Origin of the sequence: Streptomyces sp. NPDC102406, assembly GCF_044765725.1 — a bacterium.
Taxonomy (GTDB): Bacteria; Actinomycetota; Actinomycetes; order Streptomycetales; family Streptomycetaceae; genus Streptomyces.
Genome location: NZ_JBIWKP010000002.1, coordinates 512,914 through 528,436, shown reverse-complemented (window position 1 = coordinate 528,436; position 15,523 = coordinate 512,914). Strand labels below are relative to the sequence as shown.

The following is a 15,523-nucleotide window of genomic DNA, read 5'->3' as shown; positions in this document are numbered from 1 at the left end:
CCGACTAGTAACCGACACGGGTGAACCCGCGCTTGATCCGACGGGCGCATGGGGAGTGTCGTCACGCACAGTGATGACGACCATATCGGGGGACCCCACGATGAAACGCACGTCCGCACTCGCCCTGGCCCTCGCCGCCGCCGCGGCCGCTCTCGTACCGAGCGCGAGCGGCGCCCAAGCAGCCGCGGGACCCGGCCAGGTCTGCTTCTGGACCGAGACCGGACAGCACGGCCACGCCTGGTGCTACGGCCCTCCCGGCTACGCCGAGGCGGAGAACGGCACGCAGCGGCACGCCTACTCCTTCGAGTCCCGCGTGAGCGACAGCGTCTACGCCATCAGCTACACCCCCTCCAACTGCCTGTACCGCGAGATCCGGCGCGACGACTACTCCGAGAACTGGGAATGGGCCCAGAAGATCGACGGGGTCAGCGACAACAAGATGGGCTGCGAGCCGGGCTGATCCGACGACCGTGCGTTCACGACCCCGACCCCGGGGCCCCGCCCCGCTGACGCTGCTCGCCCTCCTCACGGGCCTGCTCCTCCTCAGCGGCTGCGCCCCACGCCCCGCCCGCCCCGCCCTCTCACCCGACGACACCGTCAAAGCCGCCCAGCAACTGCTCACCGACCGCTGCCTCACCCGCCAGGGCCTCACCCCTCCGCGGCCCGGGCAGCGCGGCGTGAGCGCAGCCGAACAACAACGCGTGGCCGCCGCCCTGTTCGGCAGACCACCCGCCGAACTGTCCCTGACCCTCGCGAACGGTGTGCCCGTCCGCGCCCACACCGACGGCTGTCTCGCCGCGGCGCAGCGCCGCCTCTACGGCGACGAGAAGCGCTGGTTCACCGTGTCGACCGTCGTCAACAACCTGCGGCCCGAAGCCGCCCACGAACACCGCAGCCTCGCCTCCGTACGCGAGAGACACCGCACCGAAGTCGCCGAATGGCGCCGCCTGCGGGCCCACGCGCTCGACACCTCGACGCGCGTGCTGCGCACCGCCCACCACCAAGGAGACACCGCACCGTGAAGCATTCTCTCGCCCTGCTGACCGCCGTCGCCCTCGCCCTCGGCGGGGCCGCGGCCACCACCACCGCGTACGCCGCCCAGTGCCCCAGCGGCAGCTTCTGCGCCTGGACCGACGCCAACTACTCGGGCCAGCGCTTCAACTGGTCGGGCGACGACGGCGACTGGGAGCCCGGCATCCAGGACGAGGACTCCTCCTGGGCCAACCACGGCATCTCGGGACCCGGCGTGAAGGACCACGTCCAGGTCTACGAGAACAAGGGCTGGATCGGGTTCGGCACCGTCTGCCTCGCCCCCGGCCAGGAGATCCCGTCCAACTCGTGGGGCAACGACAGCGGCGACTCCCACACCTGGAAGATGGACTGCTGAACGCCCCGCCGCACGGCAGGGGTCCCAGGGCGGGCTCTCAGAACTCGTCGAGCGTGTGGGGCAGCAGATCCGTGTACAGCGCGGCGTCGAGCATCGACGCCGCGTCCGGCTTGTGCTCGCCTACCAGCCCCGCCCGCACCAGGGACCGCACCGGCGTCGCCCCCATGTAGGCCGTCGCCAGATCGCGCGCGTCGAACGACAGATCCGGGTCGTCCCCGGTCGGCGCGTACGAGAACCCGTCCGGCGACGCGATCAGCCGGAACCGGCCCGCGTTCGCGGGCACCCGCTCGTCCCGGACCGCCAGCACCAGGTCCACGGGCGCCGCCCACGAACGGGCCGCCAACGCCGCCCGCACATCGACCAGGCGCACCCACAGCGACGGGAACGACTCCGTGACCCGCACCTGGTCCCGGTCCGCGGCGATCAACAGCAGCACGTCGTCCACCGGCCGGCCCCAGGCCCGCACGGTGCCGGTCAGGTCGATCGCGCTCAAGTAGCTCCACAACGCGGCGGCCTCCCCGGGACCGTCGGCCTCCACCTCGTCGACCTGGACCAGACCCGGCGTGCGGGTGTCCTCGTCGCCCGGCTTGGTGCGGTAGACCGCGTACCCGGCGAGGGGATCACCCAGGGCGACGACCCGGGGCGGCGACAGAGCGTCGTCGCCCTCGTCCTTCTCGACCAGCAGCTCCTTTCGCCACCACGCCTCCGTACGCGCCTGGCGGCCCGCCCGCCGCGCACGCGTCCGTTCGAAGTAGGGGCCCAGCAGCGCGGGCGCGGAGTCCGGGTCGACCAGACGCAGGGGGCGGGGGTCGGGCGTCGCGCGCAGCGCCAGCGGCTGCCGCGAGTCGATCCGCACGCTCGTGCCGTACGCGCCGGGACCGAAGCCGAACCGGCCGTAGATCGAGGACTCCGACGCCCACAGCGCGACCAGCGGGGCGCCCTCGCGCGCACAACGGGCGAACAGCTCGTCCATCATCCCGGCGAACACCCCGCGCCGCCGGTGCGTCGGGGCCACCGACACGAACGTCAGGCCGGGACAGGGGAGTTCACCGCCGCCGGGCACGGAGACCGAGAAGGGATGCGCGGCGGCGAATCCGACCAGATCCTCGCCGTCGTAGGCACCGATGCGCGGGCAGTCGACCAGCGTCTCGCGGTGGTGCCTGCGCCGCTCGTCCCCCGGCGACTCGTGGAAGACCAGATAGGCGAGAGCGAGGGCGCGCTCGATGTCGGATGCGGGAAGCTCACGGATCTGCACGGATCGGACAGTCATGATCACGACTTTAGGGCGTGTCGCCCGTGCCGGTGAGTATCCCCGTGGGCGGCGTCCGAAAGGGTGCCGCCCACGGGGGTGCGCCTCGGCGGCGCCGACTCCGTCGAGGACGTGGGGCGGCAGGGTCCGGGTCGCCTTGCCGTCGTGGGAGCCGGGTCATACGAGGCTGTCCATCACTTCCGGTGCGCGGCCCCGGTCGGATGCACCCGGTCCATGATTTCTTCCGTGTTCCCGAAGGCGCGTCCGCAGCCGCCCCATGCCGCGCCGGGCGTGACTCTTGACCGTGCCCAGCGGCCACCCCGTGCGGTCCGCGATCTGCGGCTGCGTCAGGTCCTCGTAGAAGGCGAGCCACAGGACCGTGCGCTGCGGCTCCGGCAACCGGGCCAGTTCCTGGGAGATCAGCACCCGGTCGAGCACCGCGTCGGTCTCCTCCACCACCGCCGCGCGTCCGGTGGCCAGCCCGTCGAGCAGGACGGTCCTGCGGGTGCGCGAGGCCAGCGCGTCCGCGATGTGATGCCGGGCGATCCCGGTCAACCAGGCTCCCACGGGGCCGCGTTCGGGCCGATACCCGGCCCGCCCGCGCCACGCGGCGAGGAACACCTGCTGCGTGACGTCCTCCGCGTCCCGGTTGTTGCCCAGCGCCCGCCGGGCGAGCCGGAACACCAGGGGCCCCCACCGCAGGTACAGATCGGCCAGTTGTGCCGCGTCCGGCCTCGACGACTCGTGCGCGGACCGCGGGTCCAGTCGCGCCGCTGCGCTCATCAGTAGTTCGTCAACTCCTCGACGCGCCCTCGGACATGACCTTTACCGAACGGAACCGGACGGCCGGGACGCCTCTCCGTCCATGGATCGGACATCCTCGGAACAGCCTCGGTCGACCCGCAACTCGCGTCGTTTGTGCGTCGTATCGTGAGCCGATGGACGACAAACGGGACGGGAACGGCATGCCGACGACGGAACCCGGAGTCACCACCGGCGCCCTCGCCCGGCGACTCGGGGTGTCACCGACGACCCTGCGCACCTGGGACCGGCGGTACGGGCTCGGGCCCGCCCAGCGGGCCGAGGGCCACCACCGCCGCTGGTCCCCCCAGGACGTCGCGGTGGTCGAGGAGATGTGCCGCCTCACGGCGACGGGGCTGCCGCCCGCCGAGGCCGCGCGGCTGGCCGGGAAACGCCAGGACAGCGGTCGTACCGCCACCGTCCCGGGACCGCGGAGGCCGACGGCCAGGCCGTCCGAGGCCACGCTGGAACGGGAGCGCAGGGGACTGGCGCGGGCCGCCACCCGTCTCGACATGGCAGCCGTCGCCGAACTGCTGGACCAGGCGGTGGCGAAGCACGGCCTGGTCGCCGCCTGGCAGGACGTGATGGTGCCGGTGCTGCACGCGATCGGCCGCAAGTGGGAGGAGGCCGGGGACCGCTACGTCGAGGTCGAACACCTGCTGTCCTGCCAGGTCTCGCGCGTCCTGCACCGCAGCGCCCTCGCGCCCTCCGCCGCAGGCGTGCCGCCGCTCGTCCTGGCCTGCGTACCGGCCGAACAGCACTGTCTGCCCCTGGAGGCGCTCAGCGCCGCGCTCGGCGAACTCGGCCTGCCGCAAAGGATGTTCGGGGCGGCCGTACCGGTCGAGGCGGTCTCGGCCGCCGTACGCAGGACCGGCCCGCGCGTCGTCGTGCTGTGGGCGCAGGCCCGCTCGACCGCCAGCATGCCGCTGGCCCGCCACCTCACCGAGACCAGATGGGGGGTGCGCGGCGCCCGCGGCAAGCCCGCCGTACTGCTCGGCGGGCCGGGCTGGGCGGGGCGCACGGTACGCGGCGCGCTGCGCCCGTCGACCCTGCCGGAGGCGCTGACCGGCATCGCACGGCTCTACCCCGAACTCACCGCAGCTCCCGCGCACGCCTGAACCGGTCGAGCCCGTCGGCGAGTTCGAGCAGCGGTTCCGGATAGTCGTAGGCGGCCCGGTCCCGGCCGGGCAGCTTCCAGGGCTCGTGCGCCGCGGGACCGGACAGCCCCGCCAGCTCCGGCACCCACCGGCGCACGTACGCCCCGTCCGGGTCGTACCGCTTGCCCTGCGTCACCGGATTCAGTACCCGGTTGGGGCGGCTGTCGGTACCGGTGCCCGCCATCCACTGCCAGTTCATCTGGTTGTTGGCGATGTCCCCGTCGACGAGGAGGTCCAGGAAGTGCCGGGCGCCGATGCGCCAGTCGACGTACAGCGTCTTGGTGAGGAAACTCGCCGTCAGCAGGCGGGCGCGATTGTGCATCCACCCCTCGTGGCGCAGTTGCCGCATCGCCGCGTCGACCACCGGGTATCCGGTGTGCCCCTGCCGCCACGCCTCGATCTCCCGGTGCGCCGACCCCTCCTCGCGCCACCGGTCGTGCCGGGTGCGGTAGTCCTCGTGCGCGGCGGCCGGGCGGGCGGCCAGTACCTGGTGGTGGAAGTCCCGCCAGGCCAGTTGCCGTACGAACGCCTCCGCGCCGGGGCCGCCCGCCGCCCGCGCCCGGTGGACCGCCTCGACCGGGCTGACCGTCCCGAAGTGCAGATCGGGGGAGAGCCGGGAGGTCGCGTCGCCCGCCATGTCGTCGTGCCGGTCCCCGTACCCGGCGATCCCCGAGCGCAGCCAGGCGGCGAGACGCGCCCGGCCCGCCCGCTCGCCGCCCTCGGCGAGAGCCGGTGACACACCGGGCACCGTGTCCCGCCCGGGCAGCGGCTCCGAGCCGACACCGTCGGGCACGGTGACGGCGCGCGGCGCCCGGTGCACCGCGCGGACGGGCTGCCGGTCCCACTGCCGGTGGTAGGGCGTGAACACGGCGAAATGGTCCTTGGCGGCCGGGGTGACCGCGCCGGGCGGCACACAGGTGACCACCGCGTCGTGGACGATCACCTCGCAGCCGATGCCGTGCAGTGCGGTCCGCAGCCGGTCCTCGCGCCGCCGGGCGTAGGCGCTGACGTCGCCCGCCAGATGCACCGCACACGCGTCCGTCTCGGTGACGACCTTCGCGACCTCCTCCGCCACGTCCCCGTAGCGGACCACGAGCCGTCCGCCGCGCCGGCGAAGACCCGCGTCGAGGTCGCGCAGGCAGTCGGCGAGGAACGCCTCCCGGTTCGGCGCGAGGTAGCCGGTCGCGGGGATTCCTGTGTCGCGGACGAACAGCGGGACCACGGCGTCGGAGGCGTTCAGGGCCGCCCGTAGCGGTGGGTGATCGTGGACGCGCAGGTCGGCGGTGAACAGAACGACTCGGACACGCACAGAAGTACTCCCGGCTGAGACGAAGGAGGGGTGTCCGGTGGATCGCACCCCGTGGCCCCTTCCACCTTTCCTGCCCCGGGACGTGCACGGATGCATGGTTTCCCTGGCATCCGGGGGCTCCTGTGCATGGTCTCCCAAGGAGAGGGCATGTGCACCACAAGGGACAACGGACGGTCACCGGGTGCGAACCGTCCGTGCGGTGTGGACGGTGTGGAGGTGTCGGCGATATGCGGACGAAGGTGTTGCGACGTTTTCCCGCGGGGGCGCCCCGTGGATCCTGGCCGGCGGAGGAGTATGCCGCGCGGCTGCGTGCTCAGGGGCGGTCCGCGAGGGTAGTGATGGACCTGGATTCGGACGCGTTCCTGGTGGTCGCCGGGGATAATGACGTACCTGGCTGACCGGGCGTCGGCCCGTGCCCGGTCAGCGCGGTGAGCCGAGCAGCCCCCGTCGAGCCCCCGTCCGGCCCGGACGGGGGCTCGATGCTTTCCGCCGGCCCGGGCGCGGTCGCCTCAGGAACCGACCTGAGGCAGCCGATCCCCGTTGTCCAGGCGGGCCGTCACTCGTACCGCGCCCCGCTCGGGCGCCCGTACGGCCAGCGTGCGCCCGGGACGCGTCGCCTCCACCGCGCCGCTCACGGAGATCCGGGTCACCGCGCGGCTCCCCGCCGCCACGACGTACGCGTGCCCCTTCGGCGACGTCCACCGGGCGGAGGCCACCACATGCTGACCGAACCGGCTGCAGGCGGCCGTGTCCCGCGCCCGCGCGACGACCCGGGCGGGGGCGGCGGCGGTCGAGGCGGGCGTGCGCAGCAGCAGGGCCACGTCGCCCGGACCGCGCCAGGTCGAGGCGCGGGCGCACGACCACACCGCGTGGCCGCCGCGCTCCGGGAGCTCCTGCTCGGCGAAGTCCCACGCGTTCACGGCACGCACCGCGCCCCCGCGCCACGGCCCGAGTCCGCAGGCGGTGCGCGCCCACGCCAGCAGGGCCGTACCGCTCGTCGCCTCACGCGGCTGGCGCGGCGGGGGCGTGCCGTGCCCGGGCAGCGGGGTGTATGTGAGATGCACGGGCGAGAGCCCGCCGAGATCCGCGACGAGGAACGCGTGGTGCTCCACGATCCGCGCGGACGACCGCAGTTGCAGCACCGGGCGCCGGGAGCAGCCGCCCGCCCCGGTGACCGGCACGGCGTCGGTCACGCCGTCCCGGGACACGTGCAGCGGCTTCGCGGGAGTGTCGGGCCGCAACAGATCGCGCCGGTTCGCCTCCGAGATCCACGGGGCGGTGAGATAGCGGGCGGCGCCGTCCTCGCGGGACAGCACCACCGCCGCCGCGGTGGTCACGTCGGCGTCGTCCACACGGGCCAGGGCCAGCGTGGCCCGGCCGCCGTCGGCGGGCTCGCCGTAGCGGGCCAGCCGGTCGCCGTCGGTCAGCAGCACCACCGCGCGCCCGTCGACGTTCCCGGCGAACAGCAACCGCGGCGTGCGGGGCGGCGCGTCCGCCGGGGTGCCGGGGGTCGTCGTCACGGCGACGGTGTCCGCGGGCGCCGCCCAGGTGTCCAGGGCACGGGCCAGCAACGCCTCGTCGTCGGCCCGGCCGCCCCGCGCGGGCCAGACCGTGAAGTCGACCCGGGAGGTGTCGGCCCACTCGTCCGCCGCCGCGCGCGACAGCCGCCCGGCGTCCAGGGCGCTCGCACGCGCAGCGCCCGCCCTGACCTCCGGCCGCTCGTCGTGCCCGCCGCCCGGCGCGGTGAGCACCACCGCCGTGATCACCGCGAGCGCCCCCACCGCCCAGGCCGCCCGCTTGCGGCGCCCCCGCCGGATCAGATCCGTGGGCCGCGTCTGCACGGAGCAGGCGTCGAACTCCTGGGAGCGCAGCAGCGCCTCGGCGGGGGCACCGGCCCCGGCGTCCAGAGCGGCGGCCTCCCGTACGACGGCCTCCGGGTCCGTGACCCCGGCCGCTCCCAGCAGGGCGGCCGTGCGCCCGGCCGGGAAGCCGTCGACCCGGCGGAGCACGAACGCGGCCCTGGCCGGCGCCGACGCCCCGGCGAGCGCCTGCCCGAGGGCGATCTCCTCGGCGCCCCCGGCCCGCGGGAACAACCGCAGACCCCACACCAGGGGCAGCCGGGGCATCAGCGCCCGGGGCGGCGGCAGCACCGCGGGCCAGCCCGTCGGGCGGTGCGCCCCGGCGAGGGCGGCGCGCAGCACCCGTACCCGCAGGGCGTCCTCCGTGCGGGCGGGGGCCGCTTCCGTCCGGGGGCCCGGTACGCGGACCGGCCGCGCGCCGGGCAGGGCACGCTGCGCCGCCGCGTGCGCCATGAGCACCCTGCGGTGGCGGGAGAGGGCGGCGGGGAGGGTCAGATAGGCGAGGCGGACGAGCGCGGTGTACTGCTCGACGAGGGCCGCCTCGGCCCGGTCGGTGGCCATTCGGGTGCGCGGGACCGGTCGGCCGCGGCGAAGGGTCGGCATGGGCGGATCTCCCGCGTCGAGGGGCATGGAGTGCTTCGCCCTTCAAACGACCGTGCCGTGTGACAGTCACACCACGATCCCGTAGGACTGCCCCGGCCGACTCGGGGTATCAGCATGCCTGCGGGGGCCTGACCCAGACAGGCCCGGTCGAAAGAGACGCGGATGATCGAGCATGTGGACGGGGCAGTGATCCCAATTGGCTTCGACACGCCTGTCGAGCCGCTGCGGCGGATGACGCACTACTCCGGCGAGGCGGGCTGCATAGCGCGGGCCCGGACCTTCGCGGAGACGTTCTTGGCGCAGCTCACCCAGGAGTGGTGCGTCGAGGTGGACCGCAAGGCAGCCGGTGACGTGCTCCTCGTCGTCAGCGAGCTGGTCACCAACGCGGACCGGCACAGCTCGGGTCCGTACGTCCTGGAGCTGGAGGGGACCGCTCGGCAGATCGCGGTCACCGTCTACGACAGCAGCGCCGCCGTCCCACGGCGCTACCCCCGGGACCCGGGACGGATCGGCGGTCACGGCCTGGAGATCGTGGACATGCTCGCCGAGGTCACCGTCGAACGGGTGCCGGTCGGCAAGCGCGTGAAGGCCGTCCTCACCCTCCCCACCTGAGCAGCCTCGGGCAACAGGGCCGCCCCCCGAGGCCCGTCGTGGTCGTTCCATCATGGTGTCCGGCAGTCATCCCCGCGGACTCGCCGGTCACACGGACATGCTCTGGAGGCACGACATCAACACGGCAGGCACAGCAGACACGGCACATACGGCAGATTCGGCACATACGGCAGGCACAGCGGACGCGGTGCGCGAACTGGTCGGCGCGTTGCCGGACAGCACCCTCGTCACCGACCCCGACGTGCTCGCCTCGCTCGGCCGCGACGACGCCGAGTGGGCGCCCGCGGGCCGTCCGCTCGCCGCGGTCAGGGCCGGTTCCGCCGAGGAGGTGGCGGCCGTGGTCCGGGCGTGCGCGGCGCGCCGCATACCCGTCGTCACGCGCGGCGCGGGCACCGGCCTGTCGGGCGGTGCCAACGCGGTCGACGGCTGCGTCGTCCTCGACGTCTCCCGGATGAACCGCATCCTGGAGATCGACACCGAGAACCTGCTCGCCGTCGTCCAGCCCGGCGTCGTCAACAACGACCTGAAGGCCGCCGTCGCCGAGCACGGCCTCTGGTACCCGCCGGACCCGGCCAGCGCCCCCTGGTCCACGATCGGCGGCAACGTCTCGACGAACGCGGGCGGACTGTGCTGCCTCAAGTACGGCGTCACCCGCGACTACGTCCTCGGCCTCGAAGTCGTCATGGGCGGCCCCGCGGGCGAGTACGGCAGCCGGGTCCGGCTCGGCCGACGCACCACCAAGGGCGTCAGCGGATACGACCTGACCAGCCTCTTCGTCGGCTCCGAGGGCACCTTCGGCGTCATCACCGAGATCACGCTGCGGCTGCGGCCCGCGCCCGTCGCCGAACCGCGCACGGTCGTCGGTGCCTTCGACAGCCTCGTCGCCGCGGGCGCCGCGGTCGCCCTCGTCACTCGCCGCGGCCTCGAACCCGCCGCCCTCGAACTCCTCGACCGCGCCTGCATGGAGGCCGTCGAGGACTGGAAACACCTGGGCATCGAACCGGGCGCCGAGGCGATGCTGCTCGCCCGTGTCGATGCCGCGGGCGACGCGGGCGCCACCGAGGCCGCCGCCATCGCCGCCGCCTTCCAGGAGGCCGGGGCGCTGTGGGCCGAGCAGTCCACCGACGCCGTCGAGGCCGAAGCCCTCTTCGACGTACGCCGCCTCGCCTACCCCGCGCTGGAGCGGCTCGGCCCCGTCCTCACCGAGGACCTGTGCGTCCCCCGCTCCGCCGTGCCGGGGATGCTCGCCACCATCGAGGAGATCGGCCGCCGCCACGGAGTGCGCATCGCCACCATCGCGCACGCCGGGGACGGCAACCTGCACCCTTTGCTGATCACCGAGCCCGGCGACGAGGCGGCCCGCGTCGCCGCGCAGGCCGCCTTCGAGGAGCTGCTCGGGGCCGCGATCGCCGCGGGCGGCACCGTCACCGGCGAGCACGGTGTCGGCCTGCTCAAGCGCGGCGGCATGCGCAGCGAACTGGGGCCCGCCGTCTGCGCCGTGCAGCGCGCGGTGAAGCGGACCCTCGATCCGCTGGACCTGTTCAACCCGGGGAAGGTCGTCGGCGAGGACTGAGCGAGGACCTCCCGCACCGGGACCTCCCCGGGCGTCACGTCAGCGCGGCAAACCCGCCGGGGCGGTGGCCCAGCGCGTGTCGGGCTGCTCGACGAGCCGGTACGTGAGCGTGCCGCCGCGGCGCAGCAGGCCCGCGTCCGTCCACGAGCGCGGGTGGTCACGGCCGTCGAGCCGCACCCCCGCCACGTACAGGTGCGAGGCGTCGGCGGCGGGCGCGTCGATGACGATGTCGCGGCCCGGCCGGTCCACGACGGCGTGCGGGAACAGCGGGGCACCGAGCAGCAGATCGGCGCTGCCCGGTGCCTTCGGGTACAGGCCGAGCGCGGAGAAGACGTACCAGGCCGACATGGTGCCGAGGTCGTCGTTGCCGGGCAGGCCCGTGGGACCGGTCCCGTACACGGAGTCGACGATCCGGCGCACGGTGGCCTGCGTCTTCCACGGTTGCCCGAGCGCGTTGTAGAGCCACGGGGCGTGGATACCGGGCTCGTTGGTCGGGTCGTAGCGCAGGGCGTCGCCGCCCTTCACCGACCACGAGCCGTCCGCCTTGTGGAAGAACCCGTCGAGCCGGGTCGCCGCGGCCTCGCGGCCGCCCATCGCGGCGGCGAGGCCCTGCACGTCCTGCGGCACCATCCAGGTGTACGTGGCGCTCGTGCCCTGCGCGAAGCCGCGGTCGCTGCCCGGGTCGAACGGGGTCACCCACGACCCGTCCAGGTTGCGGGCCTGGACGTAGCCGGTGGCCGGGTTGAAGACGTTGCGCCACCAGGTGCCGCGCTCGGTGAAGTAGGCGGCCTGCCGGTCGCGGCCGAGCAGTTTCGCCCAGGAGCCGAGCGCGGCGTCGGCGACCGAGTCCTCCAGCGTCTCGGCGGCGCCGCCCCAGCAGTGGCAGGCGTCCTGCGCCGCGTAGTGGGAGCTCAGGTACTGGGCCAGGTTGGGGCGCTGGCCGACGCACTGGCCGGGGCAGCCCGCGTCGGAGAGCCCTTCGTCGCGCGGCTCGGTGGCCTGGCGGGCCAGGGAGTCGAAGGCGGCTTCGTCGTCGAAGTTGCGTACGCCCATCGCGGAGAACGTCGCGAGCGTCGCCGCCGTCGGGTCGCCGGTCATCACATGGGTCGCGCCGTTGATGTGCACCCAGCGGTCCCAGACCCCGTCGTTCTGCCGCGCGAAGTTGAGGAGGGACTGGGCGAAGTCCCCGGCGACCTCGGGCTTGAGCAGGGCGAGCAGTTGTATCTGGGCGCGGTACTGGTCCCAGCCCGAGAAGTTGCTGTACTGGGCCTTCTGTCCGCGGGCGAGGCGGTGCGGCTCGCCGTCCATGCCGGGGTAGCGGCCGTCGGTGTCGCTGATGATGTTGGGCTGCATCAGCGAGTGGTAGAGCGCCGTGTAGAAGGCGGTGCGCCGCGCCTCGCTGCCGCCCTCGATCCGCACCGAGTTCAGCTCCCGGTCCCAGGCGCGGCTCGCCCGAGCCGCGACGTCGTCGACGCTCGCCCGCGGCGCGATCTCCTCGCGCAGGTTCGTCTCGGCGCCCGCGAGGGAGACGTACGAGATTCCGAGCCGCACGTGGACATCGTTGTCAGAGGCGGTGTCGAAGCCGACCCAGCCGCCGGAGCCGCGGCCCGCGCGCTCGGCGCCGGTCGCGTACCCCTCGCCGCCGTCCGCGCTGGTCGAGCCGGGGGAGAGGGTGGCGTCCCGCCAGGTGCCGTACGAGGAGAAGGCGCGGTCGAAGGAGGCGCTGAAGTACAGCTTGTAATAGCTCTTGCGGTTGTTGACGCCGCCGTTGGCCCGGCGTCCGCAGAACGCGCCGGTCAGCACCCAGCCGGTGACCTTGCGGTGCGCGCGGTCGATGTCGATGTGCGCGTCCTCGCTGCCGTTGAGCGAGTTCGAGACGCGGAACAGGAGCGAGGCCGGCTTGTCGGCCGGGAACGCGAAGTCGGCGACGCCCGCCCGCCGGCTCACCGCCAGGTCGGCTTCGGCGCCCGAGTCGAGGCCGAGGGTGTAGCGGCCGGGCACCGCGCGCTCGTTGTCGTGCGAGAAGTCCGACGCGTACACCGCGTCCTTGGTGTCGGCGGACGGCGAGGAGGTGACGTCCCCGACGAACGGCATGATCGGAACGTCGCCCGCGGCGCCGGGATTGCAGCCCGCGCCGTTGACGTGGGTGAGGCTCAGACCGCGGATCCGCCGGGCGTTGTACTCGTACCCGTTGGCGGCGCCGGTGCTGGTCTGGTCGCCCGTGCTGCTGGTCGGCGACCACGCGATCATGCCGTAGGGGCGGGTGGCGCCCGGGTAGGTGTTGCCGCCGTTCGTCGAGCCGATCAGCGGGTCGACGGAGGCGGTGGGCCGGGCGGCGGGAGCCGCGGCCGAGGCGAGGGGGCCCGGCAGCGTCAGGGCGAGAGCGGTCGCCAGGCCGAGCGCTCCCGTGCGGCGCAGCGCCGCGGGTCTGGGCAGGACGTCGAACACGTCGCGGAACCTTTCGGTGGGGCAGGACACCCGCAGTCGCAGCGGATGCCGTCGAGGCGCCGCCGAGCGTAGATCGCCCCACCCCCGGGCGGAACGCCGTCGCGCACATCCGCGGTGAACGCCTGGTGAAGCCCGGTGGAGCCCCGGCCCTCTGACGGCCCTTTCGCGCGGCACGCCGCACCAAATATGCGTTTTGTCGGTTTATCGGATTTACGGTGCGGGGGTCGTTGTCCGTGCGGGGGGCACACGAACGCGCCCTGAGCGGCGCGGATGAGGATGCGCATGAGTGGAATCAGCCGCAGAGGCGCGGCACGCCTGGGACTCGGCATCGGCCTGGGCGCCGCCACCACGACCCTCGCGGGATGCGGCGGCGACGCGGACGGGGAGCTGCCCCCGGCAGGACCCGGCCGCCGCCCGGAACGGCCCGCGGGGCGGAAGAAGGCGGCGCCCGTGCTCATCGGCGACGGCTCGACCGCGTACACCGGTGCGCAGCCCCGCCAGCCCGGCGCGCCCACCCCGCTCGAAGCCGGCCAGACACCACCGCAGTTCGTCGTCTTCTCCTGGGACGGCGCGGGAGAGGTCGGCAACGGCCTGTTCCCCCGCTTCCTGGAACTGGCCCGGCAGCACGACGCCCACATGACCTTCTTCCTGACGGGCCTCTACCTCCTGCCCGAGTCGAAGAAGCGCCTCTACAACCCGCCGAACAACCCGGTAGGCGCCTCCGACATCGGCTACCTCACCGACGGACACGTCAAGGAGACGCTGACCCACGTCCACGAGGCCTGGCTCGACGGCCACGAAATCGGCACGCACTTCAACGGGCACTTCTGCGGCGGCCCGGGATCCGTCGCCCACTGGAGCGCGGCGCACTGGCGCAGCGAGATCGAACAGGCTCAGGCCTTCATCAAGACCTGGCGCACCAACACCGGCTGGCACGAGCACCCCTCGCTGCCCTTCGACTACGACAAGGAACTCGTCGGCGGCCGTACGCCCTGCCTGCTCGGCCAGGACAACCTGCTGCCCGTCGCCCGCGAACTCGGCTGGCGCTACGACGCCTCGTCCCCCGGCGGCACGCAGCGCTGGCCGGAGAAGAAGCAGGGCGTGTGGGACCTGCCGCTCCAGGGCATCCCCTTCCCCGGCCACGGCTTCGAGGTCCTGTCGATGGACTACAACATCCTCGCCAACCAGTCGAAGAACTCCACGAAGGCACCCGCCCACAACTACCCGGCCTGGCGCGAACAGGCGACCGACGCCTACCTGGCCGGGTTCCGCCGCGCCTACGAGACGAACCGGGCCCCGTTCTTCATCGGCAACCACTTCGAGGAGTGGAACGGCGGCATCTACATGGACGCCGTGGAGGACGCGCTCAAGCGGATCGCCGACGAGAAGGACGTACGGCTCGTCTCCTTCCGGCAGTTCGTCGACTGGCTCGACGCCCAGGACCCCGCCGTCCTCGCCAGACTGCGCACCCTGGACGTGGGGGAGCGTCCGAAGGGAGGCTGGTCCCGCTTCCTGCGGCCCGAGAAGCCCGAGAAGCCCGCAAAGGGGGAGAAGGCCGGCGACGGGCGAAGGGCGGAGTAAGGCAAGATCGTCAGGAGACGACGGCGGACGTGACGCAGCGACGGACCTAAGGAGGGCCCATGACCCGGCCGATCACCGTGGGAGTGGACGGATCACCCGAGAGCGCGGCGGCGGCTGCCTGGGCGGCGCGCGAGGCGGTGCGGCACGAGGTGCCGCTGCGCCTGGTGCACGTGGGGACCCCCGCGCCGGAGGTACTCGCCCTCGCCGCCGACGAGGACGCGCAGGCCCGCTGGGCCCGGGACCTCCTGGAGGAGACCGAGCAGGAGATCGCCGACCGGCACCCCGGGCTCCCCGTCACCACCGACGTCCTCGACGAGGACGGCGCCGCCGAGGCGCTGCTCGCCGCGGCCCGGGACGCCGAACTCCTCGCGCTCGGCTCGCGCGGCCACGGCCCGCTCCTCGGCTTCCTGCTCGGCTCGGTCGGCCAGCAGGTCATCGCCCGTACCGAACGGCCCGTGGTGCTGGTCCGCGCCGACGACCAGGCGTCCGCGGAGGCCGCCGGGCGCGAGGTCGTCGTCGGGCAGGAGGGCGACCCGGTGGACAGCGCCGTCGCCCTCGAATTCGCCTTCCGCACCGCGGCGGCCCGCGGGGCGGCCGTCCGCGCGGTACGCGCCTGGAGCCTGCCCCCGGTGTTCGCCTACAGCCCCGCCTCCCTGGAGCTGCTCGACGAGTCCGGCGGCATGGAGCCGTACGAGAGGAAGGCGCTCGGCGAGGCCCTCGCCCCCTGGCGCGAGCGGTTTCCCGACGTGCCCGTCACCGAGCACGTCGAGATCGGCAGCGCGGGTCAGGTGCTGCTCTCGGTGGCGCCGGGGGCCCAGCTCCTCGTCGTCGGGCGGCGCGCCCGCCGCACCGCCGTCGGCGCCCGGATCGGCTCGGTCGCGCACGCGGTGCTGCACCACGCCCCGTGCCCGGTCGCCGTGGTGCCGCACGTGTGACGGACGGGG

General features: G+C 73.8%; 13 protein-coding genes. 8 read left to right on the top strand and 5 right to left on the bottom strand.

Annotation, left to right across the window (positions count from 1 at the left end; translation table 11 throughout):
• Positions 1-100 precede the first annotated feature (100 nt).
• The 3 genes from ACIRF8_RS11005 to ACIRF8_RS10995 are packed head-to-tail and all read left to right on the top strand — an operon-like array spanning position 101 to position 1,387.
• Positions 101-460 (top strand): hypothetical protein, encoded by a 360-nt coding sequence (locus tag ACIRF8_RS11005; RefSeq protein WP_404213249.1) that lies wholly within the window; start codon positions 101-103, stop codon positions 458-460.
• Positions 461-470: 10 nt separating this feature from the next.
• Positions 471-1,022, top strand: a complete 552-nt coding sequence (locus tag ACIRF8_RS11000) for a hypothetical protein (protein WP_404213247.1) — start codon at positions 471-473, stop codon at positions 1,020-1,022.
• Positions 1,019-1,387 (top strand): peptidase inhibitor family I36 protein, encoded by a 369-nt coding sequence (locus ACIRF8_RS10995; RefSeq protein WP_404213245.1) that lies wholly within the window; start codon positions 1,019-1,021, stop codon positions 1,385-1,387. The genes ACIRF8_RS11000 and ACIRF8_RS10995 overlap by 4 nt, the downstream gene beginning before the upstream one ends.
• A 37-nt stretch (positions 1,388-1,424) precedes the next feature.
• Here the strand turns inward: ACIRF8_RS10995 and ACIRF8_RS10990 are convergent, their stop codons facing one another.
• Together ACIRF8_RS10990 and ACIRF8_RS10985 are read right to left on the bottom strand one after the other, a co-directional pair.
• A complete protein-coding gene (locus ACIRF8_RS10990) occupies positions 1,425-2,657 on the bottom strand; it encodes a GNAT family N-acetyltransferase (protein WP_404213244.1) in 1,233 nt (410 codons plus the stop codon).
• 156 nt (positions 2,658-2,813) lie between these two features.
• A complete protein-coding gene (locus tag ACIRF8_RS10985; protein WP_404213242.1) occupies positions 2,814-3,419 on the bottom strand; it encodes an RNA polymerase sigma factor in 606 nt (201 codons plus the stop codon).
• A 155-nt stretch (positions 3,420-3,574) separates the two neighbouring features.
• On the opposite strand from ACIRF8_RS10985, the gene ACIRF8_RS10980 reads away from it, so the two are divergent.
• Positions 3,575-4,555, top strand: coding sequence for a MerR family transcriptional regulator (locus ACIRF8_RS10980; protein WP_404213240.1), 981 nt, complete (start codon positions 3,575-3,577; stop codon positions 4,553-4,555).
• Here ACIRF8_RS10980 and ACIRF8_RS10975 read toward each other — a convergent pair.
• Positions 4,530-5,903: a cryptochrome/photolyase family protein gene (locus tag ACIRF8_RS10975; protein WP_404213238.1), complete on the bottom strand. Its 1,374-nt coding sequence runs from the start codon at positions 5,901-5,903 to the stop codon at positions 4,530-4,532. The genes ACIRF8_RS10980 and ACIRF8_RS10975 overlap by 26 nt on opposite strands.
• A 509-nt stretch (positions 5,904-6,412) precedes the next feature.
• Positions 6,413-8,365, bottom strand: a complete 1,953-nt coding sequence (locus ACIRF8_RS10970; RefSeq protein WP_404213236.1) for a hypothetical protein — start codon at positions 8,363-8,365, stop codon at positions 6,413-6,415.
• 162 nt (positions 8,366-8,527) lie between these two features.
• Between ACIRF8_RS10970 and ACIRF8_RS10965 the strand changes: the two genes are divergently transcribed.
• Both ACIRF8_RS10965 and ACIRF8_RS10960 read left to right on the top strand, forming a co-directional pair.
• Positions 8,528-8,977, top strand: a complete 450-nt coding sequence (locus ACIRF8_RS10965) for an ATP-binding protein (RefSeq protein WP_404213234.1) — start codon at positions 8,528-8,530, stop codon at positions 8,975-8,977.
• 97 nt (positions 8,978-9,074) lie between these two features.
• Entirely contained in the window at positions 9,075-10,550 is a 1,476-nt protein-coding gene (locus tag ACIRF8_RS10960) for an FAD-binding oxidoreductase (protein WP_404213232.1), read from the top strand.
• A gap of 39 nt (positions 10,551-10,589) precedes the next feature.
• On the opposite strand, the gene ACIRF8_RS10955 is transcribed toward ACIRF8_RS10960, so the two are convergent.
• Positions 10,590-12,998 carry a GH92 family glycosyl hydrolase gene (locus ACIRF8_RS10955; protein WP_404213230.1) on the bottom strand — a complete coding sequence of 803 codons (2,409 nt, stop codon included), beginning with the start codon at positions 12,996-12,998 and terminating at the stop codon, positions 10,590-10,592.
• Positions 12,999-13,280: 282 nt separating this feature from the next.
• Between ACIRF8_RS10955 and ACIRF8_RS10950 the strand changes: the two genes are divergently transcribed.
• Together ACIRF8_RS10950 and ACIRF8_RS10945 are read left to right on the top strand one after the other, a co-directional pair.
• A complete protein-coding gene (locus tag ACIRF8_RS10950; protein ID WP_404213228.1) occupies positions 13,281-14,579 on the top strand; it encodes a hypothetical protein in 1,299 nt (432 codons plus the stop codon).
• A 59-nt stretch (positions 14,580-14,638) separates the two neighbouring features.
• Positions 14,639-15,514, top strand: coding sequence for a universal stress protein (locus ACIRF8_RS10945; RefSeq protein WP_404213225.1), 876 nt, complete (start codon positions 14,639-14,641; stop codon positions 15,512-15,514).
• Positions 15,515-15,523 lie beyond the last annotated feature (9 nt).

What these genes read in the sequence shown, in the direction of transcription:
- ACIRF8_RS10970 (WP_404213236.1), bottom strand. Translation starts at nt 8,365, where the DNA reads ATGCCGACCCTTCGCCGCGGCCGACCGGTCCCGCGCACCCGAATGGCC.
- ACIRF8_RS10985 (WP_404213242.1), bottom strand. Translation starts at nt 3,419, where the DNA reads ATGAGCGCAGCGGCGCGACTGGACCCGCGGTCCGCGCACGAGTCGTCG.
- ACIRF8_RS10980 (WP_404213240.1), top strand. Translation starts at nt 3,575, where the DNA reads ATGGACGACAAACGGGACGGGAACGGCATGCCGACGACGGAACCCGGA.
- ACIRF8_RS10960 (WP_404213232.1), top strand. Translation starts at nt 9,075, where the DNA reads ATGCTCTGGAGGCACGACATCAACACGGCAGGCACAGCAGACACGGCA.
- ACIRF8_RS10990 (WP_404213244.1), bottom strand. Translation starts at nt 2,657, where the DNA reads ATGACTGTCCGATCCGTGCAGATCCGTGAGCTTCCCGCATCCGACATC.
- ACIRF8_RS11005 (WP_404213249.1), top strand. Translation starts at nt 101, where the DNA reads ATGAAACGCACGTCCGCACTCGCCCTGGCCCTCGCCGCCGCCGCGGCC.
- ACIRF8_RS10945 (WP_404213225.1), top strand. Translation starts at nt 14,639, where the DNA reads ATGACCCGGCCGATCACCGTGGGAGTGGACGGATCACCCGAGAGCGCG.
- ACIRF8_RS10965 (WP_404213234.1), top strand. Translation starts at nt 8,528, where the DNA reads ATGATCGAGCATGTGGACGGGGCAGTGATCCCAATTGGCTTCGACACG.
- ACIRF8_RS10950 (WP_404213228.1), top strand. Translation starts at nt 13,281, where the DNA reads ATGAGTGGAATCAGCCGCAGAGGCGCGGCACGCCTGGGACTCGGCATC.